This window comes from Streptomyces sp. DT224 (assembly GCF_049844595.1).
Taxonomy (GTDB): Bacteria; Actinomycetota; Actinomycetes; order Streptomycetales; family Streptomycetaceae; genus Streptomyces.
Genome location: NZ_JBNCLI010000008.1, coordinates 210,417 through 233,649, shown reverse-complemented (window position 1 = coordinate 233,649; position 23,233 = coordinate 210,417). Strand labels below are relative to the sequence as shown.

26 protein-coding genes are annotated in these 23,233 nt (G+C 72.7%); 12 read left to right on the top strand and 14 right to left on the bottom strand.

What is annotated here, in order from left to right; genetic code table 11:
* Positions 1 to 78: 78 nt before the first annotated feature.
* Positions 79 to 237, bottom strand: a complete 159-nt coding sequence (locus ACLQ2N_RS21585; protein ID WP_018104907.1) for a VenA family class IV lanthipeptide — start codon at positions 235 to 237, stop codon at positions 79 to 81.
* A 45-nt stretch (positions 238 to 282) separates the two neighbouring features.
* Positions 283 to 2,937 (bottom strand): class IV lanthionine synthetase LanL, encoded by a 2,655-nt coding sequence (lanL, locus tag ACLQ2N_RS21580; RefSeq protein WP_425815428.1) that lies wholly within the window; start codon positions 2,935 to 2,937, stop codon positions 283 to 285.
* Between the two features lie 230 nt (positions 2,938 to 3,167).
* On the opposite strand from lanL, the gene ACLQ2N_RS21575 reads away from it, so the two are divergent.
* A complete protein-coding gene (locus tag ACLQ2N_RS21575) occupies positions 3,168 to 3,521 on the top strand; it encodes an STAS domain-containing protein (RefSeq protein WP_425815426.1) in 354 nt (117 codons plus the stop codon).
* A 34-nt stretch (positions 3,522 to 3,555) separates the two neighbouring features.
* Entirely contained in the window at positions 3,556 to 3,993 is a 438-nt protein-coding gene (locus ACLQ2N_RS21570; protein ID WP_425815424.1) for an ATP-binding protein, read from the top strand.
* A 21-nt stretch (positions 3,994 to 4,014) separates the two neighbouring features.
* Here ACLQ2N_RS21570 and ACLQ2N_RS21565 read toward each other — a convergent pair whose 3' ends face one another.
* The 4 genes from ACLQ2N_RS21565 to ACLQ2N_RS21550 all read right to left on the bottom strand — a co-directional run bounded on the left by ACLQ2N_RS21565 (position 4,015) and on the right by ACLQ2N_RS21550 (position 7,622).
* The gene (locus ACLQ2N_RS21565; protein ID WP_425815422.1) at positions 4,015 to 4,383 is read right to left on the bottom strand and encodes an STAS domain-containing protein; all 369 of its coding nucleotides are present in this window, start codon (positions 4,381 to 4,383) and stop codon (positions 4,015 to 4,017) included.
* Positions 4,380 to 5,447, bottom strand: coding sequence for a cobalamin B12-binding domain-containing protein (locus ACLQ2N_RS21560; RefSeq protein ID WP_425815420.1), 1,068 nt, complete (start codon positions 5,445 to 5,447; stop codon positions 4,380 to 4,382). The genes ACLQ2N_RS21565 and ACLQ2N_RS21560 overlap by 4 nt, the downstream gene beginning before the upstream one ends.
* Positions 5,444 to 7,120 (bottom strand): PP2C family protein-serine/threonine phosphatase, encoded by a 1,677-nt coding sequence (locus ACLQ2N_RS21555; protein ID WP_425815418.1) that lies wholly within the window; start codon positions 7,118 to 7,120, stop codon positions 5,444 to 5,446. Before ACLQ2N_RS21555 ends, ACLQ2N_RS21560 begins: the two co-directional genes overlap by 4 nt.
* Before the next feature lie 169 nt (positions 7,121 to 7,289).
* Positions 7,290 to 7,622 carry a MarR family transcriptional regulator gene (locus ACLQ2N_RS21550; RefSeq protein WP_425815416.1) on the bottom strand — a complete coding sequence of 111 codons (333 nt, stop codon included), beginning with the start codon at positions 7,620 to 7,622 and terminating at the stop codon, positions 7,290 to 7,292.
* Between the two features lie 193 nt (positions 7,623 to 7,815).
* On the opposite strand from ACLQ2N_RS21550, the gene ACLQ2N_RS21545 reads away from it, so the two are divergent.
* The 5 genes from ACLQ2N_RS21545 (at position 7,816) to ACLQ2N_RS21525 (ending at position 11,596) form a co-directional block, all read left to right on the top strand.
* Entirely contained in the window at positions 7,816 to 8,109 is a 294-nt protein-coding gene (locus ACLQ2N_RS21545; RefSeq protein WP_425815414.1) for an STAS domain-containing protein, read from the top strand.
* A 95-nt stretch (positions 8,110 to 8,204) separates the two neighbouring features.
* Positions 8,205 to 9,038: an NAD(P)H-binding protein gene (locus tag ACLQ2N_RS21540; RefSeq protein WP_425815412.1), complete on the top strand. Its 834-nt coding sequence runs from the start codon at positions 8,205 to 8,207 to the stop codon at positions 9,036 to 9,038.
* 84 nt (positions 9,039 to 9,122) lie between these two features.
* Positions 9,123 to 9,614, top strand: coding sequence for a DUF2975 domain-containing protein (locus ACLQ2N_RS21535; RefSeq protein WP_425815410.1), 492 nt, complete (start codon positions 9,123 to 9,125; stop codon positions 9,612 to 9,614).
* Between the two features lie 174 nt (positions 9,615 to 9,788).
* Positions 9,789 to 10,328 carry an ArsR/SmtB family transcription factor gene (locus ACLQ2N_RS21530; RefSeq protein WP_425815408.1) on the top strand — a complete coding sequence of 180 codons (540 nt, stop codon included), beginning with the start codon at positions 9,789 to 9,791 and terminating at the stop codon, positions 10,326 to 10,328.
* Positions 10,325 to 11,596, top strand: a complete 1,272-nt coding sequence (locus ACLQ2N_RS21525; RefSeq protein ID WP_425815406.1) for an MFS transporter — start codon at positions 10,325 to 10,327, stop codon at positions 11,594 to 11,596. The genes ACLQ2N_RS21530 and ACLQ2N_RS21525 overlap by 4 nt, the downstream gene beginning before the upstream one ends.
* A gap of 53 nt (positions 11,597 to 11,649) precedes the next feature.
* On the opposite strand, the gene ACLQ2N_RS21520 is transcribed toward ACLQ2N_RS21525, so the two are convergent.
* Both ACLQ2N_RS21520 and ACLQ2N_RS21515 read right to left on the bottom strand, forming a co-directional pair.
* Positions 11,650 to 11,859: a DUF4287 domain-containing protein gene (locus tag ACLQ2N_RS21520; protein ID WP_425815404.1), complete on the bottom strand. Its 210-nt coding sequence runs from the start codon at positions 11,857 to 11,859 to the stop codon at positions 11,650 to 11,652.
* A 44-nt stretch (positions 11,860 to 11,903) separates the two neighbouring features.
* Entirely contained in the window at positions 11,904 to 12,722 is an 819-nt protein-coding gene (locus ACLQ2N_RS21515; protein ID WP_425815402.1) for an alpha/beta fold hydrolase, read from the bottom strand.
* Between the two features lie 85 nt (positions 12,723 to 12,807).
* Here ACLQ2N_RS21515 and ACLQ2N_RS21510 point away from each other — a divergent pair, with 85 nt between their 5' ends.
* Positions 12,808 to 13,482 (top strand): TetR/AcrR family transcriptional regulator, encoded by a 675-nt coding sequence (locus tag ACLQ2N_RS21510; RefSeq protein WP_425815400.1) that lies wholly within the window; start codon positions 12,808 to 12,810, stop codon positions 13,480 to 13,482.
* 12 nt (positions 13,483 to 13,494) lie between these two features.
* On the opposite strand, the gene ACLQ2N_RS21505 is transcribed toward ACLQ2N_RS21510, so the two are convergent.
* The 5 genes from ACLQ2N_RS21505 to ACLQ2N_RS21485 form a co-directional block, all read right to left on the bottom strand.
* A complete protein-coding gene (locus tag ACLQ2N_RS21505) occupies positions 13,495 to 14,289 on the bottom strand; it encodes a DUF3152 domain-containing protein (RefSeq protein ID WP_425815398.1) in 795 nt (264 codons plus the stop codon).
* On the bottom strand, positions 14,286 to 14,972 hold the full coding sequence (locus ACLQ2N_RS21500; RefSeq protein ID WP_425815396.1) for a VanZ family protein: 687 nt from the start codon (positions 14,970 to 14,972) through the stop codon (positions 14,286 to 14,288). The genes ACLQ2N_RS21505 and ACLQ2N_RS21500 overlap by 4 nt, the downstream gene beginning before the upstream one ends.
* 69 nt (positions 14,973 to 15,041) lie before the next feature.
* Complete coding sequence (locus ACLQ2N_RS21495; RefSeq protein ID WP_425815394.1) at positions 15,042 to 16,118, bottom strand: sensor histidine kinase; 1,077 nt, start codon at positions 16,116 to 16,118, stop codon at positions 15,042 to 15,044.
* A complete protein-coding gene (locus ACLQ2N_RS21490) occupies positions 16,111 to 16,806 on the bottom strand; it encodes a response regulator transcription factor (protein ID WP_425815392.1) in 696 nt (231 codons plus the stop codon). Before ACLQ2N_RS21490 ends, ACLQ2N_RS21495 begins: the two co-directional genes overlap by 8 nt.
* 67 nt (positions 16,807 to 16,873) lie before the next feature.
* Complete coding sequence (locus ACLQ2N_RS21485; protein WP_425815390.1) at positions 16,874 to 17,098, bottom strand: hypothetical protein; 225 nt, start codon at positions 17,096 to 17,098, stop codon at positions 16,874 to 16,876.
* Positions 17,099 to 17,248: 150 nt separating this feature from the next.
* Here ACLQ2N_RS21485 and ACLQ2N_RS21480 point away from each other — a divergent pair, with 150 nt between their 5' ends.
* Positions 17,249 to 17,947, top strand: a complete 699-nt coding sequence (locus tag ACLQ2N_RS21480) for a ThuA domain-containing protein (protein ID WP_425815388.1) — start codon at positions 17,249 to 17,251, stop codon at positions 17,945 to 17,947.
* A 69-nt stretch (positions 17,948 to 18,016) separates the two neighbouring features.
* Positions 18,017 to 18,427 (top strand): RidA family protein, encoded by a 411-nt coding sequence (locus ACLQ2N_RS21475; RefSeq protein WP_361026160.1) that lies wholly within the window; start codon positions 18,017 to 18,019, stop codon positions 18,425 to 18,427.
* An 18-nt stretch (positions 18,428 to 18,445) separates the two neighbouring features.
* On the opposite strand, the gene ACLQ2N_RS21470 is transcribed toward ACLQ2N_RS21475, so the two are convergent.
* Positions 18,446 to 18,985, bottom strand: coding sequence for a GNAT family N-acetyltransferase (locus ACLQ2N_RS21470; protein ID WP_425815386.1), 540 nt, complete (start codon positions 18,983 to 18,985; stop codon positions 18,446 to 18,448).
* 119 nt (positions 18,986 to 19,104) lie between these two features.
* Between ACLQ2N_RS21470 and ACLQ2N_RS21465 the strand changes: the two genes are divergently transcribed.
* Together ACLQ2N_RS21465 and ACLQ2N_RS21460 are read left to right on the top strand one after the other, a co-directional pair.
* Positions 19,105 to 19,704 carry an SUKH-4 family immunity protein gene (locus tag ACLQ2N_RS21465; RefSeq protein ID WP_425815384.1) on the top strand — a complete coding sequence of 200 codons (600 nt, stop codon included), beginning with the start codon at positions 19,105 to 19,107 and terminating at the stop codon, positions 19,702 to 19,704.
* Positions 19,705 to 19,823: 119 nt separating this feature from the next.
* Positions 19,824 to 23,117 carry a S8 family peptidase gene (locus tag ACLQ2N_RS21460; RefSeq protein ID WP_425815382.1) on the top strand — a complete coding sequence of 1,098 codons (3,294 nt, stop codon included), beginning with the start codon at positions 19,824 to 19,826 and terminating at the stop codon, positions 23,115 to 23,117.
* Positions 23,118 to 23,233 lie beyond the last annotated feature (116 nt).

Here is a 23,233-nt window from a genome sequence, read left to right as displayed (position 1 = left end):
GCCCGCCGCGGCCGCGCCGCGGGGGCCCGCCCCGGCGGGCCCCCCGCCCCCCCCCGCCGGCCGGACGGTGGGCCGGTGCTAGGCGCAGCTGATGCCGATGCAGACCGTGTTGAGGACCGTCAGCAGGCCGACGCACTCACAGGTGGCGGAGAAGCCCGCTTCGGCGCCGACGGGGTCGGTCTCGGGGAGGGCGTGGAGGTGGGCGAGGAGTTCGAGGTCCTGGGTCTGGTTTTCCATGGTTCTCTCCTTCTTCTTGTGGTTCGGCGGCAGGTTCTCTGCCGCTCAGCCCGGCAGCTGGGCGAGCCAGTGCCGGGAGCTCGGGTGGCGGAGCCGCAGGAGGAAGGCCAGGATTCCGGCCGATCCGTCGCTCCAGCTGGTCGAGACGTCGCCGTACTCGTTGGGGAAGACCACGTGCCGGTGCCGGCGGGCGCCTTCGGTGACGGCGAGGCGGCCCATCGCGTCGGCCATGGTGCGGTGTGCGGGCTCCCCGGTGGCGGCGCTCAGGTCGAGCAGGAAGTCGCCGTTGCCCGCGAGGCCGTGGCACTGGGACAGCGGCGCCCGGGGGGCGCGTTCGGTGACGGCCGGGGCGCTGCGGCGTGCGAGGTCGCCGAACCGCTCGTCGCCGGTGACCTGCCAGAGCCGTACGAGGAAGGTGCCGATGCCGGCCGAGCCGTGGCACCAGTAGGGGGCGGTGGGTTCGTCGCCGGCCTGGGCGGGCCACTGGGCCGCCTCGCCGATCCGTACGGAGCTGTGCAGGAGGTGTTCGCCGACCTCCACCGCGAGCCGCAGGTGGTCCCGGCGTCCGGAGGCGGCCGCGCTGCACAGGAGGAAGCAGCCGATGCCGGCGGAGCCGTGGGCGAAGCCCAGGTACTGTGTGCCGGCCTCGGCGGAGACGACTTCGGCGGGGACGGCCCAGCTCACCTCCGGGGGTTCGCGCCGCGCGGCTGAGGCCAGCCGGTCGGCCGCGTCCTCGGCCAGCGCGGCGAAGCGCGGGTCACCGGTGCGCTGCCACAGGTGGAGGGCGGCCATGCCGCTGCCGGCCGTGCCGTGGGTGATGTCGTGGTGGGGGGTGGGCTCCTGCGGGGTCAGCGCGAGGGCGAGGGCGTGGTCGATGAGCGTCTGGTCGGCGACGGCCCGGCCGGCTTCGTACAGCGCCCAGGCGGTGCCGAGGTCCCCGAAGTGCAGGCCGGGGCGGGTGGTCCGGGGGTGGGTGCGGTCCGCGATCCAGTGGCCGGCCGTCGCGAGGAGTTCGGGCAGCCGGGGGTCCCCGGTCAGTTCGAAGTACCGCGTCAGAACGGCCAGGGGCCCGGCCGCCCCCTGCTGCACGGTGCACGGGTTGGTCTCGCCGGCGGCGGTGGAGACGGGCCACAGGCGCCGGTCGTCCGCGGGGGTCGCGGTGTCGACCAGGTGGTTCACGAGCCCGGCCACGGCACGGTCCAGGTCCTCGCCCCGTACCGGTGCGGTACGCCTGGGGCGGGCGGGATCCGGACCGCGGAGGGCTTCGCGCGCCCGGCGGGTGTCCCAGCGGGCGGCGGGCTCGTCCTTCATCAGCCCGATGATCATCTCCGCCACGGCGTCCGGGGGCCTCGCGGGTCCGGTGCAGGCGCCGAGCCAGGCGGCGAGCCGTTCCTCGCCGGTCCTGGTGGCGGGCTCCTCGGGCAGCAGGTTCGGCACCTTGCCGGTCAGGACGAAGCACGCGGTGGCGCCGAGGCTGTAGTAGTCGGCCGTCACGGACACGGGCGCGTCCCTCAGGCGTTCGGGGGCGCTGAAGCCGGGGGTGCCCACCCGGGTCGGGAGGCAGGAGCCCGTCTCGTCGGCGGCGAGTTCCAGGTCGATGAGGCGCAGTTCGCCGTCCGGGCGGACCATGACGTTGCCGGGTGTGAAGTCGCGCAGGACGCAGCCGTGGGCGTGGGCCGCGGTGACGAGGTCGACGAGCCGGGCGACCAGGCCGAGCGCCTCGCGGCGGTACTCCGCGCTCCCGAGGTCGCGGAAGCGCTCGGCGACCCAGGTGCGCAGGCTGACGCCGGGGACTTCGGCCTGGGCCAGGAACAGGTGACGGCCGTGCTCGAAGAGGGCGAGGGCGTCCGGGGCGAGCCCGATGCCCTTCAGTCTGTCCAGCATCCGGGCCTCGGCGCGCAGCCAGTCCCGCACATCACGGCCGGAGGCGTCGCCCTCCACATGGGGCCGGGTCTCCTTGATGACCACGGGCGCGCCGGTCGAGACGTCGGTGCCCCGGTAGACGCCGCCCTTGTTGGTGTGCCGGATCGCCTCCCGTACCGCGAAGCGGCCGCCGAGCAGAACGGGGCCGCTCGCCGCCTCCGCCGCCGGGGGCGGAAGCGGCACGGTGGCGGGGAAAGGGCAGACGGCCCACGGGGGCGGGGCGTAGCGGCCGCTGCGTTCGTCCTCCACGGGGTTGCCGTCGGGGTCCTCGATGTACCAGATCAGCAGGCCCTGGTCCGAGAGCCGTTGCCGCCCGGTGAAGGCGCCGTAGCGGTAATGCACCACGCTGTACGGGGCGTAGGGCTGGTCGGAGAGGATGCGGGGGCCGGGCAGTCCGGCCGTCGCCGCGTGCAGTTCGCGGGCGAGTCGGACCGCGTCGGCGTCCGAGCGCGGGTAGACGGTGATGAACTTTCCGGAGCTGCCCCGGGGCGTGGCGCGGGAGTTGAGGGTGCTCACCTGGTCGAGGGACCGGGCGAACTTGAACGCCGAGGTGTCCGGCAGCAGGACGTCCAGGGCCCTGACGAGGACCGTCGGGGCGGATGCGGCCGTTGCCGACAGGTGGAGCTTCCAGCCCTGGTCGCGCCGGGTCGCCGTCCGGGGGGCGACGCGGCACCATGCCTCGTCGGTCCGGGTCGTCCAGCAGTCGCCGGTGCGGGTGGCCTGAAGGGCTCGGTTCAGAAGGCTTTCGAGTGCGGCTTCGGTCGCGTGGCTCGTCATGTGGGGTGTCCCTCCCAACGGTGAGGACCGCTGGTCGGAAATTGCCCATGTCACGTCAGCGAGGAACGCGCCCGAACCGGAATCACCTGCTCCAGCGAGCGCAGGGGGTCGCTCCCGACCGGTCCGGCGCCGCCCGGCGCAACGGAGGCGCGCGTCTCGGCGGCCGTCCGGGACCGCCGTCCGACCCCCCGGGCTCCGGTCCGGGGGCGCGGCGTAGGAGGATACGGCTCATGGCGGGAGACGAACGGGGCGTCGGTTGTGAGAAGACGGCCGACGACGTGGTGCTGATCCGGGTCCGGGGCTCTCTGGACGGCTGGTCGGGGAGCGGTGATCTGTCGGCGGCGCTGACCGGCGCGGTGGCGGACGGTTGTGTACGGACGGTGGTCGACCTGTCCGGGGTGACGTTCGCCGACTCGGCGGCGCTCCACTCCCTGCTGGGCGGTCAGCGGGAACACGTGGAGGCGGGCGTGCCGCTCGTCCTGGCCGGCCCGTTGCACTCCGGCGTGCGCAGGCTTTTCGAGGTCACGGGTACGGCCGGGGCGTTCCGGTTCGCGGACGACGTCGAAGCCGCGCTCCAGTGCTGAGGGCGTCGGTCCGCCGGGGCGGGGGCGTATCCGGATGGCGGTAGAAGTGGGCGGGGAGCCGGAGGGTGTGCTGTCGGCCGTTCCGCAGAACGCGGCGGCTGCGCGGGTCATCGTGACCGAGTTGCTGGCGGCGCACTTCGGGGCCGCGCTCGACGGGTGGCCGGCCCGTGTGGTGGACGACACGCTGCTGGTGACGTCGGAACTGGTGACGAATGCCTTTCGGCACGGCGGCCGGCTGACCGCGTTCGAGGCCGAGGTGACGGATGAGGGGCTGCGCATCACCGTGGGCGACGCCAGCAGCGAGATCCCGGCCGAGCTGCCGGCGTCGGAACCGCGGGTGCGGGCGGAGGCGCCCAGGATCGGCGGCTACGGCTGGCCGCTGGTGAGGCTGCTCGCCGCCCGGGTCTCCGTCGGCGTCCACCCGGGCGGCAAACGGATCACGGTGGTGATGGCGCTGCCCGCACTGCCGTGACCGGGCGCGTCCGGAGGGCTGTCAGTCGGTCGACTCGCCCACTTCGTCCCGGCTTCCCGCGTCCGCGGTCCCCGGTGCGAAGAGGTGCCGTGTTCCGGTGATGCGGAGCATCCGCTCCATGGAGGCCGGCGGGTCGTCCAGGACGAGGGTGATCCCGCGCGCGGCGGTGCGCCGGTGGATCATCAGCAGGGTGGCGAGCCCCATCGAGTCGCAGAACCGGAGCTTCGCGCAGTCCAGGCGCAGTTCGGCGGGTCTGGGGTCGGCGTCGGCGCAGGCCGTGGCGCGTGCGCCGAAGAGGTCACTGGTGTCGTAGTCGAGGACGCCGGCGAGGTGCAGCCGGGTGGTTCCCTCGCCCGTTTCGACGGTGAGGCGGAGGGGCGGGGTGCTCATGCGGGTGCTCCGGGGTCTGCTGCGGTGACGTCGGCCAGGACGGCCCTCGCCCGCTCCAGTGGCCGGACGGCCCGGGGGAAGTCCCTGAGTGCGGCCGCCAGGATGTCCAGGACGGGCGGCAGCGAGCGGGCGGGGACGCGGCGTGCGGTGAGGATGTCCGCGGTCCATGTCATGAAGGTGGTGAACAGTTCGTCGTCGTCGGTGTAGATGGCCACGGTCAGGAACTCCACGATGTGGGCGATGTCCTCCGCGGTGCGCTCGCGCTGGGCGTCCGTGTACGTGGCCATGGCCGGGAGGCGGTCGTCCAGCTGTGTCAGCACCTGTTTGACCAGGTGCCCCTGCGAGCGCGCGACCAGGGTGTACTCCTGGTCGACCAGGTGCGGCAGGTCGTCGATCCGCTGCCGTACGTCGGCCGGGGCGGGCGGGGCGAGGCCCGCGGCCAGCCGGTCGGCGGCGGTGCGTGCGTCGGGGGCCCAGGCGTTCGCGCCGAGCATGCGCGCGAAGCGGCCGTCGGCGCCGAAGGCCGCCCCTCCGACGAGGACGGGCACTCCGACGGACTGGCAGGCGGTGATCGCCGCGTGGGCGGCGGGGAGCCGGGTGGGGAGGGAGGACGAGAGCGCGACGACGTCCGCGCCGGTGTGGTGGAGGTGGGCGACCAGGTGGGGGGTGGGGACCTGGGCTCCCAGGAAGTCGACCTCCCAGCCCCGAAGGGTGAGGACCTCGGCCAGCAGCCGGGCGGGCAGCGCGTGCCATTCCTGCTCCACGCAGGCCACGGTGACCTTTCCGTGGCGGGGCGTGGTGCGGGCGGCGGGGTGGTGGGCGAGCGCGGTGATCACTCGCTCGACGATGGCGCTGGCCGCGTGCTCCTGGGCCACGGTGAGGCGGTTGGCCGCCCACTCGGTGCCGACCTTCGCCTGGACGGGCGCGATGAGGTCCAGAAGCACCGTCTCGGCGGGCACACCGTTGTCGAGGGCGCCGGTGACGAGTCCTGCGGCGGCGAACTCGTCACGCTCCAGGGCGGCGGCGAGGAGCCGGTCGCGCAGTCCGGGCAGGCAGTCGGTCATGCGGTGTACCTGCCCCGGGTGTGACCGTCCACCGCGCTGAGGTGGGTGGTCCGGGGAGCGGTGATCGCGACGACGGCCATGTCGTCGTGGCCGCCGCCCCGCACCCACTCGGCGGCGAGCATCTGGACGCGCTCGACCACGGCCTCGGCCGGCATGTCGGCGCATTCGGACAGCGCCCGCTTCAGTCTTCTCTCCCCGAACATCTCGTCGCCGAGTGGGCCGCCCCGGGCCTCGGTGAACCCGTCGGTGTAGAGCAGGCACGTCTCGCCGGGCCGCAGAACGGTCTCGGCGGAACGGGACTCGATGGCGGGCAGCGCCCCCACCAGGGTGCCCCCGGTCCGGATCTCCTCGACCCGGCCGTCCGCCCGCACCACCAGCGGCACGGGGTGCCCGGCGGCGGTCAGCCGCAGACGCACCAGGTGGTCCGCCCGCCGGACCGAGGCGAGGACCATGGTCGCGAAGCGGGTGTGGTGGGAGTTGAGGAGTGCGTCGTTGAGGAGCCTCAGTACCCTCTGATGGTCGTCCGCCATGGGTACGAGTGCCTGGAGGGTGTTGCGGATCTTGCCGGTGAGCACGGCCGCGTCCAGCCCCTTGCCGCACACGTCACCCAGGACCACCAGCGAGGATTCGTCCTCACCGGTGCCGGCCGGGTGGACGTCGTAGAAGTCGCCTCCGACGCGCTCCCGGGCGGCGGCGGGCCGGTAGCCGCCGGCGAACTGGACGCCGTGGACGCGGTGCAGCCGGGGCGGCAGCAGGTCCTGCATCAGGGTGCGGGTGACCGCGCTCTGCTCGGCGTACAGGTGGGCGGCCGACAGGGCGGCGCCGGCGCGCGCGGCGAACAGCCGGGCGACGATCTGCTCGTCCTCGGTGAACTGACCGCCGCTGCGCAACAGGACCAGGGCTCCCGCCGGGACCCCCTGGCCGGGCAGAGGCGCGACGACGACCGAGGTGATCGTTCCGGTGTACCCCTCGGGAACCACCCACGCGGGGAGGCACTCGGGGTCGATCCAGCGCGAGGGCACCGGCGGGAACCCCTGGAGCGCTTCGTCCAGGCCCGGCACCTCGGACGGGTCGGCCTCGACGAGGCCGCGCACGGTCTCCTGGCCGGCCACCGCCTGGGCCAGGGGCAGTTTGTCCCCCTTCGCGGGAGAGACGACGACCGCCGCCTCGGCGAGATACTGGGAGGCGAGCCGGGCCGTCGCCGATACGCACCGGTCGGTGTTCAACGAGGCCAGCAGGACGTGGGACGCCTCGGAGAGGAACGCGGTCCGTTCGCGTTCGGCGGCCAGGGCCTCTTCGGCGAGCCGGCGGTCGGTGTCGTCCACCAGCCACCACACTACGTCACCGTCGCCGCCCTGGCCGGCGCGCGCTTCGAAGCTTCGCCCGCCGATCCAGCCCGACGCCGACGGAGCCGTTCCCAGGTCGCGGTCTGCGCACGGGCCCGCCGCCCGGTCGCGCAGCTCCCGGTCGGCCCGTGCGAGCCAGGCCGGGGCCGCGTCGGCCATCGCGGTGCCCGGACGCGCGGCCGGGAGGAGCCGGGAGGCCGCAGGGTTCAGCCCGGTCAGCACCCCGTTCGCACCGCTCTGGATCACCGGGTACGGGGCCGTGGACCAGGCGCCGAAGGCCGGGCCTTCGTCGGTTTTCGTAACGGGAGTTCCCTGGGGAGGAGCCATGAGGGGGGACCCGCCTGCGGCGAGCCGCACCACCTTCCAACTGGACGGACAAACATTGCCTTGCGGCAACTATCACGCAGGCCCGCCATCGATGGCAATCAGCCCACCCCTCGCAGAAGTGACGCAGCGTCACACCTCCACCAACCGGACACGCTGCCGATACGCGGCTTCACGACGCCTTCACCGGTTCCCTGCCGCGGTCCGTCTCGTCCTGCACGAGGAGGGTGAGCAACGAGGCCACGGACAGGCCCGCTTCCGCGGGGTGGCGCAGCACCCTGTCCGGTTCGATGCGATACGTGTTCGCGCGGCCCTCTCGCGTATGGGAGAGGTATCCGTCCCCTTCGAGGTCGGCGATGATCCGCTGGACCGCGCGCTCCGTGAGCCGGCAGCGGGCGGCGATGTCACGGATCCGGACGGTCGAGTCCTCGGCGATGGTCGCCAGTACGCGCGCGTGGTTGGTGATGAACGTCCATCCGGTGTGGGATTCGGGTACTCCAGGCATGCCTCCATCTAAGCGCGACCCCTTGCCCGACCTCAACTACATGACATACTTTTCGCGTATTCATTGACATGGTGAGAGTCACAGGAGGCTCGGGGTGTCGTACGGCGAAGCCGTCCCGGCAGCACGCGTGAGCGGTGCCGGCACAAGCGGTGCGTGCCCGGCGGGCCCGGCGCAGGTCGTGGTGACGCAGCACATGAGAGACGGCGTGCGGGTGGTCGCGGCGCACGGCTCCTGCGACGCGCAGTCGATCGCGCGGCTCGAAGAGGCGCTGACCATGGCGGCATGGACGCATCCGAAGGTGGTTCTGGACGCGTCGGGGATCACCTTCGCGGATTCGTCGCTCCTGAACCTGCTGATCCTCACCCACCGGGCGGGCGCGCTGCGGGTGGCGGGACCCCGGCCCCACCTCCAGCGCCTGCTGCGGATCACGGGCCTCGACGCGGTCCTGCACGTACGGGCCACCGTCGAGGAAGCGGCCGCCTGCTGACCGGGGGGGTGGCGCGACCCACCCGCTTGACCTGAAGTGCGCTTGAGTTTCTAGCGTGTCCCGGAGTCCACCGCCTGACGACGGGAGAACACGCCATGATCCTCGTGACCGGAGCCACCGGGAACATCGGAAGCGCCTTGCTGAGGGAGTTGCACGCCCATGGGGCGGGCCCCCTGAGAGCGCTGACGCGCGACGCCTCACGGGCGGCGTTCCCCACCGGGGTCGAGACCGTCGAGGGCGACCTCGCGGTGCCGGAGTCCCTGGAGCCCGCGCTGGCCGGGGTGCGGTCGCTGTTCCTGCCGTCGCGGGTGGGGCCGGACGCGGACATCATCGCGGCGGCGCGGCGGGCAGGCGTGGAGCACGTGGTACTGGTGTCGTCCATCACCGCCCTGACCCATCCGCACCTCGGCCCCGCCGCCGAGAACCTGGCGGTCGAGCGGCTGCTCAAGGACAGCGGTATGGCCTGGACCATCCTGCGGCCGACCCAGTTCGCGTCGAACGCACTGCTGTGGGCCCCCTCGATCCGCGCGGGGGAAGCGGTCCGCACGCCGTTCGCGGACACGGGGCTGCCCACGATCCATCCCGCGGACATCGCGTCGGTGGCCCGGGTCGCACTGACCGAGCCCGGCCACCGGGGGCGGGCGTACGCCTTGACCGGTCCGGAGCCGATGCCGGCCCGGCGGCAGGTCGAGACCGTCGCGAAGGCGATAGGGCGCACGGTGCCGTTCACGGAGATCGGCCGCCAGGAGGCCCGCCGGTGGATGGCCGGTGTCGTCGGGGAGGAGGACGCGGACGCGGTGCTCGATGTCATGGGCGCAGACGCCAACGAGGAACTGCTGGCCGTACGCGACACCGTCCGGCACGTCACCGGCACACCGGCCAGGCCGTTCCGGCAGTGGGCCGCGGAACACGCCGGCGCCTTCCGCTGAGGCGGGACCCCTTTCGCACCCCACATCTTGTCGTTCCTATCGTCTTTCGATAGTTTTCCATCGTTGCTCGATGGAAGGTGAATCATGGGACGACCGACCGTGGGCGCTCTGCGCGCCATGCTCGTGGTGGTGTGCGCGGGGACCCTGTTCGTACAGGCGAGCATGGCGTGGGCGCTGACCAGCGGGAACGATCCGGAGGATGGGTCGATGCCGCTGACGCCATTGCGTGTGCTCACGATCCTGGGGATGGTGTCCGTCCAGATCGTCGTCGTCTGCGTCTGGCGGCTCGCGACGATGGCGCGACGCGGCACGGTGTTCTCCCACGCCGCCTTCCGTTACGTGAACGGTGTCATCGGCGCGATCACCTCGGCCGCCCTCGTATGGTTCGCGGTCACGGCCGTGAACGCCCCGGGCCAGCGGGACGACCCGGGGGTCACCGTCATCATGACCGGGGTGGGTGTGGGCATTCTGGGGGTCGCGCTCATCGTGCTCGTCCTGCGGGCCCTCCTCACCCAGGCCGTCGCGCGTGACGCGCAAGCCGCGCGTATACAAGCGGAGTTGAACGAAGTGATCTGATGCCGATCACCGTCGACACCGACGTGCTGCCGGCCGACGGCAGATGTCCGCGGGCGACCCGGCGGACCGGACAGAGGCCCCGGGGCGGGCGGATCTCCGCCGCTCGGGGCCTTTTTGACGTCTCATCGCCTAAGCCTCTTGCGCAATGGTCAAGAAACGTTGACCATTGAGGGCATGCCAACCGACGACGTCCCCGAGACGTTTCACGTCACCACCGACGAGCAGCTGCGCGCGGTCTCCAATCTGACGCGCCACCGGATCATGGCCGTGCTCCGCTTCGAGCCCGCGACGATCACGCAGATCGCCGAGCGGGTGGGCCTCGCGAAGGGGAGTTCCAGCTATCACGTGCGGCTCCTGGAGCGGGCCGGCCTGGTGAAGGTGGTGCGGACGCGCAAGGTGCGGGGCGTCATGGAGCGGTATTACGCGATGGCCGCGCGGTCGATCGAGCTGCCGGATCCGGGCGAGGGAGGGCCGGATGTGCTGATGCGGCACGCGGTGGCGGATCTGGAGGCATCCCCGGCGGGCGGCGAACGGCAGGTGCGGATGGCGCATCTGCGGCTCACCGACGAGCAGTTCGCCGAGCTGGGGGCGCGGCTGCAGGCCCTGGCCGACGAGTACCGGGAGCTGTCCGATCCGTCACTGCCGGACACCTCACTCGTGTTCGCACTCTTTCATCCCGCACCGGTTCAGCGGAGCGAGGGGGACGCCGGATGAAGGCCGCAACAGCAAAGCTGCCCACCGGATTCGGTCGGCTCTGGACCGCCCAGACGGTCTCCTCGCTCGGTGACGGGGTCACGCACGCCGCACTGCCTCTGCTCGCGTTCACGCTGACGCGTGACCCGCTGGCACTCGCCGTCGTCACGGCCGCGAGCACCCTGCCGTGGCTGCTCTTCGGGATCCTCGGCGGTGCGCTGGTGGACCGCTGGGACCGCCGGAGCACCATGTGGGTGGCCGACACCGTACGTGCGGTGCTGCTCGCGATACCCGCGGTGGCGGCCGGGCTCGACCTGCTGAGCATTCCGCTGCTGGCGGCCGTCGCGTTCCTGCTCGGCCTGGGCGGGCTCTTCTTCGACACCGCCGCCACGGCCTATCTGCCGGACCTGCTCAGCCGCGACCCCGCACAGCTGGAGCGCGCCAACTCCCGCCTGCGCGGAGCCCAGACCGCGATGTCCGGCTTCGCCGGGCCGCCCGCGGGCAGCGCGCTGCTCGCCCTCGGACGGGCGGTTCCGCTGGTCGCCGACGCCGCGTCCTTCGCGCTCTCCGCGCTCCTCGTGCGTACGCTGCCCGCCATGCCCCGGCCCGTGCCGGAGGCCCGCGAGTCGCTGCTCAAGCAGGCCCGGGCCGGCGCGTCCTACGTCTTCCGCAACCAGTTGCTGCTGGGGCTGGCGCTGCGCCCCGCCGTCGGGAACATCGCCTTCCTCGCCGTGGAGACGGTCCTCGTCCTCTTCGCCCACGAGCGCCTCGGCATCGGCGCATACGGCTTCGGCCTCCTGCTGACCGCCGAGGCCGCGGGCGGCCTGCTCGGCGCGGCGGTCGCCTCCCAGCTGGGCCGGCGCCTCGGAACCGGAACCGCGCTGACCTGCACGGCCGCCATCGAGGGGCTGGCGATCCTGGGCCTGGCCTCCGCCTCGAACGCGTACGTGGCCGGGCTGGCGCTCGCCGTCTGCGGGGCGGCCATGGGTGCCACGATGGTGCTCGGGCCCTCCCTGCGGCAGGCGATCGTTCCGGGCCACCTCATGGGCCGGGTCGCCTCCACCTCCCGCATGCTCGCGATGTGCGCGGCACCCGTCGGGGCCTTCGTCGGCGGCTGGCTGGCGACCGCGTACGACATCCGCACCCCGCTCTACACCGCCGCGGCGCTGCTCCTGACGATGACGGCCGTCACCGCGTCCATGACGAACAACCGCCGCGTCGAAGCGGCGCTGCGTGTCGCCGCCCCGGCGGAGGAGACCGACCGGGACGGTGCGCCCACCCCGGCGTGAGCGCCCCTCCTGACGCCCGCCCGCCCCCGGCACGAGGAGCGGGCGGGCCGCGTTCACCTGCCCTGCTCGGCCAGCGTGTGGGCGACCAGGGCGTTGGCGTGCCCGTGGCCCAGGCCGTGTTCGACCTTGAGCCAGGCGACGAGTTCCATGTGCTTGGTCAGGTCGGACGCACGGATCATGCCCTTCCACTCTTCGACGGGGCGGCCGTACTTCTTCTCGATGGAAGGGAAGTAGCTGGCGGGTCCCTTGACCGGTGCGGTCATGCGGTGGCTCCTTCTGGTGTGCGGGTGAATGCCGGCCGTGCCGGCTACGGCGCCTGTTCGCCGCCGAAGAAGGCGCCGAGGACCGGCGCCAGGGCGTGCGCCGGGATGTTGTGCTCCTCCCCCGGAAAGACCCGAAGGGTGAAGTTGTCGCCGGTCGCCGCGAGTTCGCGGGCACCGGTCAGCATGTGCGGATCGCCCACGTCTCCGCTGCCGACCAGCACGGGCACGGTCACCGAAGCCCAGCGCTCGACCGGCAGCGGCCGGCCGGACATGGTGTCGCCCATGACCCGGCCGTCGTACGGGAGGGTGGGGGCGACGGCCGCCAGGTCCGCCCAGAACGGGGCCTGCCGCATGCCTTCGATCACCTCGCCGGGCACGCCGACCGCCGCTGCCATGAAGTAGGCGACGGCGTCCCCGTACGCCTCGCGGCCGATCAGCTCCGTCAGGTGCGCCACGTAATCGGCGGGCAGCGGCGGCCGGCTGTCGTCCGTGATGAACGGCGGCTCGTACAGTGCGAGACGCGGTACGGCGCTCCCCCGGGCCGTCGCCTCCAGGGCGAGCACGGCACCCGATGACATCCCGAAGAGCATCGCGGAGCCACCGCCCGGGCCCTCGATGAGCGCGTCGATGTCCTCGATCTCGCGCCGCACCTCGTACGCGGGGCCGTCCCCGCTGTCGCCCCGGCCCCGGCGGTCGTACGTGATCACCGTGAACTCACCGGCCAGCAGTGCGGCGAGGTCGGCGGAGGCACCCCTGGTCATCAAGGCGCCGCCGACGAGCACCACGGCCGGGCCCGCGCCCTGCTTCTCGTACGCGATCGCCGCCCCGTCGGCGGAGACGACCTTGTCCACGATCCCACTCATGCGAACAACCCCCAGCTATGCATGTCTGACACGGTTTCCAGGCCGCGACGAGCCGCGCTCTGGAACTGGACGGTACAGTACTCACATGAGTACTGATCAGTCCAGTACTCTTCCGGTGGAGGCAGACGCGGACGTGGAGAGGGAGTCGACGATGGACAGCCGGTCAGCGCGCAAGCACCAGGCGATCCTGGAGGCCGCGACCGATGTGTTCCTGAACAAGGGATACGCGGGCACGAGCATGGACGACATCGCGAAGCTGGCCGCGGTCTCGAAGCAGACCGTCTACAAGCACTTCGCGGACAAGGAGAAGCTGTTCGCCGAGATCGTGCTGGCCACCACGGACCGCATCGACGCCCTGGTCAACCTGGTGGCCGACATCCCCGCCGACGCGGAGGCCCTCGACGAGAACCTGACCCGGCTCGCCCGGCAGTTCCTCACGGCCCTGACCCGGCCCCAGGTGATCCAGCTGCGGCGCCTGATCATCGCCAACGCCGACGCCTTCCCGGAGCTCGGCGCGACCTGGTACGAGCAGGGGTTCGAGCGGGTCCTGGCCACACTGGCGGACACCTTCCGCCGCCTCACCGACAAGGGGATCCTCAAGACCCCCGACCCGCTCCTGGCCGCCCACCACTTCTCCGGACTGGTGCTGTGGATTCCGGTGAACCAGGCCATGTTCCACGGCATCGCCCAGCACACCGACGCCGATCTGGCCCGTTACGCGGACGGCGGCATCCGCGCCTTCCTGGCCGCCTATGCATGAGCTCCCGGTAGCTCAGGGCACCTTGGGGCCGTCGAGGAAGCTGCCGTCCGCCCCGTAGGGCCAGGCGTTCGAGACGCAGCCGTGCAGGCCCTTGATCTGCTGCATCATCACCGGGGCGGGCTGACCGGGGCCGGGGCATTCGCGGTGGTCGTAGCCCAGCCAGTGGCCGACCTCGTGGTTGACGATCAGCGCCCGGTACTCCTCGGGCGGCCCGGCGAACTCGGGTGAACCCAACTGCCAGCGCTTGAGGTTGACGGCCACCGTCCGGCCCACCCGGCAGTTGAGTTCGCCCTCGGTGTCCAGGCCGCCGGTGGCACAGATGGCGTCGGCCGTGTCCGGGGTGGCGATGCGGATGACCAGCGTGGCGCTGTCGTCGGCGACCTGCCGGAAGGTGACACCGGCCCCGTGCGCCCAGCCCCGTTCGTCGTCGAGGATCGCGGCGATCTGCTCGGCGGCCTCGTCCGGGGCGACGCCCATGTCGTCCTCGACCTCCACCCGGTACGGCCGGCCCGCGCCGGTGCGGTGCGCGTCGGCCCTCGCGACGGTGAAGGTGCCGGGTCCGGACTCCGGTACGGAGGTGGAGCCGTCGGCGCTCGCTCCGGAAGTGCGGCCCGCACGGTGGGGTTCCGGCTTCCCGGCGCCCGCGGCGGGCGTCGCCGCCTGGCCGGACGTGCCCGGGAGTCCGTGGCCGGCGAGCAGGCAGACCACGGCTGCGGCGAGGGCCGGCAGCACCACGGCGGCGACTGCCCGGGGGCGCCGCCGGGCCGGGGCCCGGTGGGTGCGTGCCGCGTTCGAGCGGCCGGTCACTTCGCGGCCCCCTCGCGGGGCAGCCACCACCGGGTGGACGCGAGGGCGGCAAGGGCGGCGCCGGCCGCGTTGACCAGGACGTCGTCCACCGAGGAGACCCGGTCGAGCCGGAGCACGTACTGCAGGGTTTCCAGCAGGACCGACAGGCCCGCCCCGAGCGCCAGAACGCGCGGCAGCGACGCCAGCGCGGCGTACCGCATCGGGGCGAAGAACCCGAGCGCGGCGAACACCAGCAGATTGCCGGCCAGCCCGAGCGGCCCCATCGTGACCAGGTCCACCAGCGGGACCAGGCTCACGCGGCCGGGGACCTCACCGGCGTGCGCGCCCGGCATCAGGATGAGCCACACCCACGGCACCGTTCCGTGCACCATGCCCACCTCGGCCAGCGAGGCGCGCCGCGCCCACACCGGCTCGACACCCGCCGCCCTGCGCCTGCGCGTCAGGAACCACACGATCAGCGCGGACAGCGGCAGCGCGGTCACCATGGTCAGCATCACGCCGTTGAACGTCCAGAACCAGGCGTACCAGCCCCCGTGCACGACCATGGGCACGGACACCACGAACATGCGCAGCACGAACGGGGCGAAGGCAGCCGCGGCGACGCCGAGGGCGGTGAGGACGGCGAGGCGGACGGCTCTTCGGGCGCGACGGGGTGAGGTGGGCAGTGCGGTGTTCTGATCCATGCCCCTACTCAATACGCGGGGCGGTTGCCGGAGCGTATGCGTATCTCGATACGCGGGCGATATGCGCGGTCAGGTTCGTGGCGTGGCGGTGGGCAGTTCGACCGTGACGCGGAGTCCGCCGGTGGGGCGCGCGGTGAGGGTGAGCGTGCCGTGGTGGGCCTGGGTGATGGACCGGGCGATGGCCAGTCCGAGCCCTGCGCCGGGATGGTCGGTGTGGACGCGTTCGGTGCCGCGCTGGAACGGTTCGGTGAGGCGGGGAACGAGCTCCGGCGGGACCGGGTCACCGGTGTTCTCGACGGTGAGCGCCACGGTGTACGGGCGGACCTCGGTGGTGACCCGCACGCTGCCGTGTTCGGGCCGGTTGTGGACGATCGCGTTGTGCACGAGGTTGGTGGTCAGCTGGAGGAGGAGGGCCGGTGAGCCGGTGGTGGGCGCGATGTCGCCGTCGGCCTCGAGGGCGACACCGTGCTTCTCGGCGAGCGGCAGGAGCGTCTCGGTCGCTTCCTCCGCCACGAGGGAGAGATCGACGTCCTCGCGTGTGAAGGTCTGCCGGTCGGCCCGGCTGAGCAGGAGCAGTGCCTCGGTGAGGTCGATGGCCCGGGTGTTGACGGTGTGGAGGCGGTCGACGAGCGGATCGGCGGCGCGGTCCGGGTCTGCGCGGGCCACGTCGAGCAGCGCCTTCGTCACGGCGAGCGGGGTGCGCAGTTCGTGGGAGGCGTTGGCGGCGAACCTCCGCTGTTCACCGACGTGCGCTTCGAGCTGGGCGAGCATCGTGTCGAAGGCGTCGGCGAGTTCGCGGAACTCGTCCTGCCGTCCGGGGAGCCGGATGCGGTGGGACAGCGAGCCTGCGGCCGCCGTGCGGGTGGCCCGCGTGATGCTGTTCAGCGGGGCGAGCATACGGCCGGCGAGGAACCATCCGCCGCCGAGCCCGAACACCAGCAGGAACGCCAGCGTCGTGGCCGCGAGCGGGGCGAAGTCGCGTGCGACGGCGAGTTGGTAGTCGGGCACGAAGACCAGCCCGATGTGCGGAACGCGGGTCAGGAACAGCCACCCGGTGACGAGCATCAGCACGCCGGCCAGCAGGACGAACCCGGTATAGCTGAGGGTGAGCTTGAGGCGGATGCTCGGGCCGGGCTGCCTAGCCACGGTCGGTCGCCTCGCCGTGCGGCCCGGGCGCGGTGTCGATGCGGTAGCCGACGCCCGGCACGGTGGCGATGATCCACGGTTCGCCGAGCCGCTTGCGCAGGGCGGAGACGGTGATGCGTACGGCATTCGTGAACGGGTCGGCGTTCTCGTCCCAGGCCCGTCGCAGAAGTTCCTCGGCGCTGACGACGCCGCCTTCCGCCGCCACGAGGACTTCCAGCACCGCGAACTGTTTGCGGGTCAGCGCGACGTAGCGGCCGTCGCGGTAGGTCTCACGGCGGAAGGGGTCCAGGCGCAGGCCCGCGACCTCCTGCACGGGTGGCCGGCTGTGCGCGCGTCTGCGGTCGAGCGCCCGGAGCCTGAGCACCAGCTCCCGCATGGCGAAGGGCTTGGTGAGGTAGTCGTCGGCACCGAGCCCGAAGCCGGACGCCTTGTCGTCCAGGCGGTCGGCGGCGGTGAGCATCAGGATCGGCATGCCGCTCCCCGAGGCGACGATGCCCTTGGCGATCTCGTCGCCGGAGGGCCCGGGGATGTCCCGGTCGAGGACGGCGATGTCGTAGCTGTTGACGCTGAGCAGTTCGAGCGCGGTGCCGCCGTCGCCCGCGATGTCCGCCGCGATGGCCTCCAGGCGCAGGCCATCCCGGATGGCTTCCGCCATAAACGGTTCGTCCTCGACGATCAGCACACGCATGCGGCCATGCTACGAGCCGCCGCATATCGCCGGCGTATCCGAAACGGCGGGCCTCCCGCCGGCCCCCTTACACGTGGCTGGTGGCGAACAGGTCGAGGTGTCCGCACTTGGGGCAGCGGAACGCCTCGATCTGCCGGCGCGGCCGGCCCATGCGCTTGGCGCCGCCGAAGACCCCGCGCTCCAGCGCGCCCTCGATCCAGCGGGCGTAGCCGCGCGAGTGTTCGCCCGCGTCCTCGATGAAGCCGTCCTCCAGGCCGACGGTTCCGCAGTGGGTGCACGTGAGGCTGTTCATGCCGCGAGTCTAGGGACGCGCCCCGGACGGAGGGCCCTGCGGCTTCGAACGGTTGCCCAACCGGTACGTACGCATGGGACGCCCCGCTTCCAAGGCACACTGTCGTCGACCGTCGCCACCGCGCACACCCCCGGAACCCGGAGTCGCAGCATGCCCCCTGCCGGCCGCCTGTCGGATGTTCTCGTCTTCACCCGCACCGCGGACTACCGCCATGACTCGATCCCCGCCGGGCGGGCGGCCCTGCGCGAGCTGGGCGAGGAGCACGGGTTCGAGGTGGAGTGCTCCGAGGACCCCTCGGTCTTCACGGACGCCTCCCTGGCGGGGCGCGACGCGGTGGTCTTCCTGTCCACCAGCGGGGAGGTGCTCACACCGGAGGGGCGGGACGCGCTCCGGCGCCGGCTCTCCGACGGCTGCGGTTTCATGGGCGTCCACTCCGCGGCATGCACCGAGTACGACTGGCCGTACTACGGGGAGCTGATCGGCGCGCGCTTCGCCGGGCATCCCGCCTTCCAGCCGGGCACCGTGCTGATCGAGGACCGGGACCACCCGGCGACACGCCACCTGCCGCCGCGCTGGGACCGGGCCGACGAGTGGTACGACTTCCGGAGCAACCCGCGCCACCTGCCCGGTGTGCGGGTCCTGGCGACGATCGCCGAGACGGGTTACGAGGGCGGTGGCATGGGGGCCGACCACCCCTTGATCTGGTGCCGCGAGTCCGACGCGGGCCGCTCGTTCTACACGTCCCTCGGACACGCGGAGGACGCCTACACCGATCCGGCTTTCCGCGCCCACCTGCTGGGCGGGCTGCGGTGGGCGGCGGCCGGCAGGGCGGGGCAGCGGCGGAAATGAAGGAGACGGGGCCGGGCTGCGTTGGCAGGATGACCTGGTTCGGCTCCCTACGCGATTGGACCCCGCGCCATGCCCCGTGCCGTCACCCTGATCCGCTCGGCCGCCCTCTCCGATGTCGCCGAGTACGCGTACGCGGCCACGGCGCCCGCCGAGTCGCGGCTGATCTTCCTGGCCGGGGCGTGCCCGCTGAACGACGACGGTTCGACGGCGGCGGTCGGGGACTACGCGGGCCAGGCGCTCAAGGCCGTCGAGAACATGGAGGTCGCTCTCCGTGCCGCCGGCGCGTCGGTCCAGGACGTCATCAGTACCCGGGTGCTCGTGGCGTCGAGCCGCCAGGAGGACTTGGTGACGGCCTGGCAGGTGGTCCGGGACGCCTTCGGGGAGCACGACGTGCCCAGCACGCTGATGGGCGTCACCGTGCTGGGGTACAAGGACCAGCTGGTCGAGATCGAGGCGGTCGCCGCCGTGCTCGACGCCTGACACCGGTGGTGTGAGGGGTTACGCGGCCGGGGGACGCACCCCCATCCACTGTTCGGCGTCCCACGCCTCGAACCGGTGGATCTCGGTGAAGCCGAGCTTCTCGGCGAGGCGCACGGAGGGGGCGTTGGCGGTCTGGGTGAAGACGACCACGGGTTCGCCGGGGCATGTCGCGGCGAACCGGTCGAGGACCGCCGTGCACGCCTCGGCGGCGTACCCCCTGCCCCATGCCGCCGGCAGCAGCAGGTAGCCCAGTTCGGCCTTCCCGGCCTCCGGGCGGACCGCGTCCGGACGTTCCAGGTCGCGGCGTTTGAGCTCGACGGTGCCGATCATCGCCCCGTCGAGCTCGATCACGAAGTGCCCCGGGCGTCTCCCCGGTGTCCCGGGCACTTCGTGGACGAGCTGGTCGCGCGGGCGGGGGCCGCCCAGATAGGCGTTCACCTCCGGTGAGGCGAACAGCTCGATGAACGCCGGGCGGTCCCGGCTCTCGGATTCCCGCAGCACGAGCCGTTCGGTGTGTATCGGCGCGGGGGGCCAGGGCAGGAAGCTCGGATCAACCATGACCGGAGAACCTACCCGACCGGCCGTCGCGAGCCCGGGGGGCCACCGTGCCTCCCGTCGTGGGCGATGCTGTCCCCCTTGCCCTTCGTCCGCCCGCCGCTGATTCCGGAGTCCCACCCGTGCTGTTCGCCGTCACCCGGACCGAGCTCGTCGCCCTCTTCGGCGAGGGCCGGATCGCCACCCTGCCCGCCGCCGGCTTCCCGCCCCGTGCGGCCCGTACCGAGGGCGCCCGACTTCTGCAGGCCGTGGGCGTGCCCACCGGGACGCTCTCCCTCCGGGGTCCCGATCCGGAGTCGGGCCTCCTCCCCCTCGTACGGGAGGTGGCCGACGCCGACGAGCGCGCGGGCGGGTGGCCGGTGATCGGCTGGCTGCTGAACGCCCACCTCGCGCTCGATCCGGGCTCCGGGACGGTGTACGCCTTCGACCCGGACGAGCAGAGCGTGCGGGCGCTGCACACGGATGTCTCCTCCCTCATCCACGTCACCCTGCGGTTTCAGCGGCTGCTGGAGGAGTTCGCCTTCAGCGGCGAAGACGCCGACGAGGAGGCCGGCTTCGAGCGCCTGGAGCGCGAGGTGGAGCACATCCGGCGGACGACGAGCGCGGTGGACCCGCTGCCCTTCGGCGACGAGGAATCCGTGTGGTCGGTGGTCGCCGACGAGATCGCCGCGGGTCAGCGCTTCGCGGCCGGCAGCCCGGGGGCCGCGTCGCTCTACGGCTGAGCGGGCCGTGGCGGATCTGCGACGCGTCGTCAAGTCGCCAGTCGAGGGCGGCCACTGGACGGGATGGCGCTGCCAGGATCAGGGCGTTCTCGCTTCTGTGATCCTTGGGGGTTCTCTCCGTGCAGGTCAGATCCATCGTGGCCGCCGCCGGTCTGGTGGCGGCGCTCATACCCGTAAGTGCCGCGGCACACGCGGCGGGGCCGCCCGCCCCGACCACGGCGGCCCCCGCGCCCGCCTCCGTCACCACGCTCAGCGTGCCGTTGCCCACCGGTGACTCGGTGACCGTCGAGCGCGCCGGCAACGCTCTCCGTTCGGCGACGGTCACCCCGGCCGCCGGCCGTGAGGGTGTCTCCTTCACCACCAGCTCGGTGGGCGACGGCGACCTCAGCGTCGTACCGGAGGACGCCGAGCCGCTGCTCGCCGCCGGACGCGTCGACCCCCGCCTCTTCGACGTCGGCGCCCTGCTGGACGCGGGCTACGGCGCTCAGGGGACGACCGCCCGGGGCGCCCTGGGCGTGATCGTCCAGCACGGCAAGGGCAAGGGCGCCGCGAGCAGGGCGCGGGACGCCGTCGGCGGTGCGGCGCGGCCGGAGCGGGCCATCGAGCGGCTCGGCCTGACCGCGCTCGACCCGGACGACGGCGCGGACGCGGCCACCACGTGGAAGCGTCTGACCAAGGGCGCCGGGCACTCGCTGGCGGGCGGCGCGACCAAGCTCTGGCTCGACGGCCGGATGCGCGTCGCCCTCGACAAGAGCGTGCCGCAGATCAACGCCCCGCAGGCGTGGGCCGACGGCTACACCGGCAAGGGCGTCACGGTCGCCGTCCTCGACAGCGGCTACGACTCCGACCATCCGGATCTGGCGGGACGGGTGACCGTCTCGGCGAACTTCCTCGGCGGTGACAGCGCGGAGGACGACAACGGCCACGGCACGCATGTGGCTTCCACGATCGCGGGGGTCGACGGCACGTACCGGGGTGTCGCCCCGGACGCCTCGCTCGCCGTGGGCAAGGTCTGTGACAGCACCGGTACCTGCCCGACCTCCGCGCTGCTGGCCGGCATCGACTGGGCGGTCAACACCGTGCACGCCAAGGTGGTCAACCTCAGCCTGGGCGGGCCCGCCGACGAGACGGACCCGGCGATCGCGGTCATCAACGACCTGTCGGCGAGCACCGGCACGCTCTTCGTCGTCGCCGCGGGCAACGACGGCGAGTTCGGGACCGGTACCGTCGGCGCACCCGCCATCGCGAACGCCGCGCTGGCCGTGGGCGCCGTCGACTCCGAGGACGAGCTCGCCCCGTTCTCCAGCCGGGGCCCACGCCCGAGCGACAACGCGGTGAAGCCCGACCTCACCGCGCCCGGGGTCGCCATCGTGGCGGCGAAGATGGGCGGCGGCCACACCGCCAAGAGCGGTACGTCGATGGCGACGCCGCACGTGGCGGGCTCCGCCGCGCTGGTCGCCCAGGCGCACCCCGACTGGAGCGGTGAGCAGATCAAGACCGCGCTCATGAACAGCGCGGTGCCGAACGCGAAGCGTTCCCCGTACCAGCAGGGCACCGGCCGGGTGGACGTGGCCCGCGCCGAGCGGCAGACGGTCCTCGCCTCCCCGGCGAACCTGACGACCACCGCGGGCTGGTCGGACGGAGCGGGCAAGGACACCGAGCACACGGTCACCTTCACCAACTCCGGTGACAGCGCGGCCACGCTCGACCTGTCCGTCGAGAAGCCGCTGTCGCCGACCGCCCAGCCGGGCAACGCGGGGCAGTTCTCGGTGGACCGCGACAAGGTCACCGTCCCGGCGCACGGCAGCGCCACGGCCATCGTGACCACCCGTGCCGCCCTGCTCCCGCACGGTCCGTGGTCCGCGGTACTCACCGCTTCGAAGGCCGGGCAGCCCGTCACCCGTACGATCCTCGCGGTCGACAGCGACCTGCCCAGCCACAAGGTGACGCTGCACGCGGAGCAGCGGGACGGTACCCCGGCGACTGGTTCGGCCCTGATGGTCAACCGCTGGACCGGCGACCGCTACCCGGTCCGCCTCACCTCCGGCACCGGTACGGTGACGGTGCCCGAGGCTCAGTACTGGATCGGCATGACGATCACGAGCGGCACGGGGGACAGCCGTACCACCACCATGGCCGCGGCGACGGTCACCCCGCTCGCGGACACGGCGGTCGACCTGGACGCTCGCACCGCCGTTCCGGTCGGCGCCGATGTCCACGACCGGAACGCCCGGGCGACGGCTGTGCAGGCCGCGTTCGCCGTGCCCGCCGGCACGGGTACGTACACGCTGAGCGTGGTCAGCAACGGTGAGCACGCCGGCGAGTCCCTGTTCGCGATCCCCTTCGCCGAGGCGGACGCGAAGTACCGCACGTTCGCCACTTTCGCGGCCAAGGGCGCGTCCTCGCAGGCTCCCAGCCCGTTCTTCTACCACGTGGCACGTACCTGGAACGGCGGCGTTCCGGCCACGCCCACGTTCTCGGTGAGGCGCGGTGACCTGACGGAGGTGCGTGCGCACTTCAACGCCCAGGGCGCTCCGGCGGCGGGCACGACGGGGGCCACTCCGGACGACGACGTGCTGATGCCGCTCTTCGTCGACCAGTCGGTCCGCTTCCCGTCGGTCGTACCCGACTACCGGACGCCCGGCCAGTGGCTCGACCGGGCCACGATCGCCGGGCGTCAGTCCATCGCCACCTCGACGGAGAAGTTCGACGGGCACTCCGTGCACCGGCTGGACTTCGCGGCCGCGGTGGTCGGGCCCGGAATTCCGGCAGCGCCCGCCTACCGGCTGAACAACTCCGTGGTCTGGGCCGGAACGCCGTGGTTCGTCGACGGTGACGGCACCCGCGGCGGCTCCGACTGGGGCGCGGCCGGCAGCCTCACGCTGGCCAAGGACGGGCAGCAGGTGAGCACCTGGAACGCCGTCGGCAGTGGGAAGAGCGTCCCGGTACCGGCCGGGCCCGGCCGGTACACCCTGAGCGCGGACGTCAGCCGCGACCAGGCGTACGCCGCGCTGTCCACCCGGGTGCAGACGGAGTGGACGTTCGATTCGGACACGGACGACGGCGCCGGGACGCTCCTGCCGCTGATGGGTGTCCGCTTCACCCCGCACGGCCTCGACGACTCGGGGAGGGCCCTGAGCCTCCTTCCGACGCGGGTGGACCTGAAGGTGCAGCGGGCGCCGGGCGCCGCCGAGGCCACGGCGGGCCCGGTCAAGCTGGAGGTCAGCTGGGACGACGGTGCCACCTGGCGCACGGTGAAGGTCACCGACGCCCGGAACGGAACGCCCGCGCACGCCCTGCTGACCGCGCCGCTTCGTGCTTCGTACGCCACGCTGCGCGCCACGGTCACGGCGAGTGACGGCAGCGCGGTCAGGCAGACGGTGACTCGCGCGTTCGGCGTCAACAAGCCCTGAGTTCGGGGTTGTTGACGATCCGCCGGCCCGGTCTCCCCGCAGGGGGCCGGGCCGGCCGACGGTGGCGAGGTCACGACATGACGCAGTTTCGCCACGGTCTGCCGGACGGCCGCGAG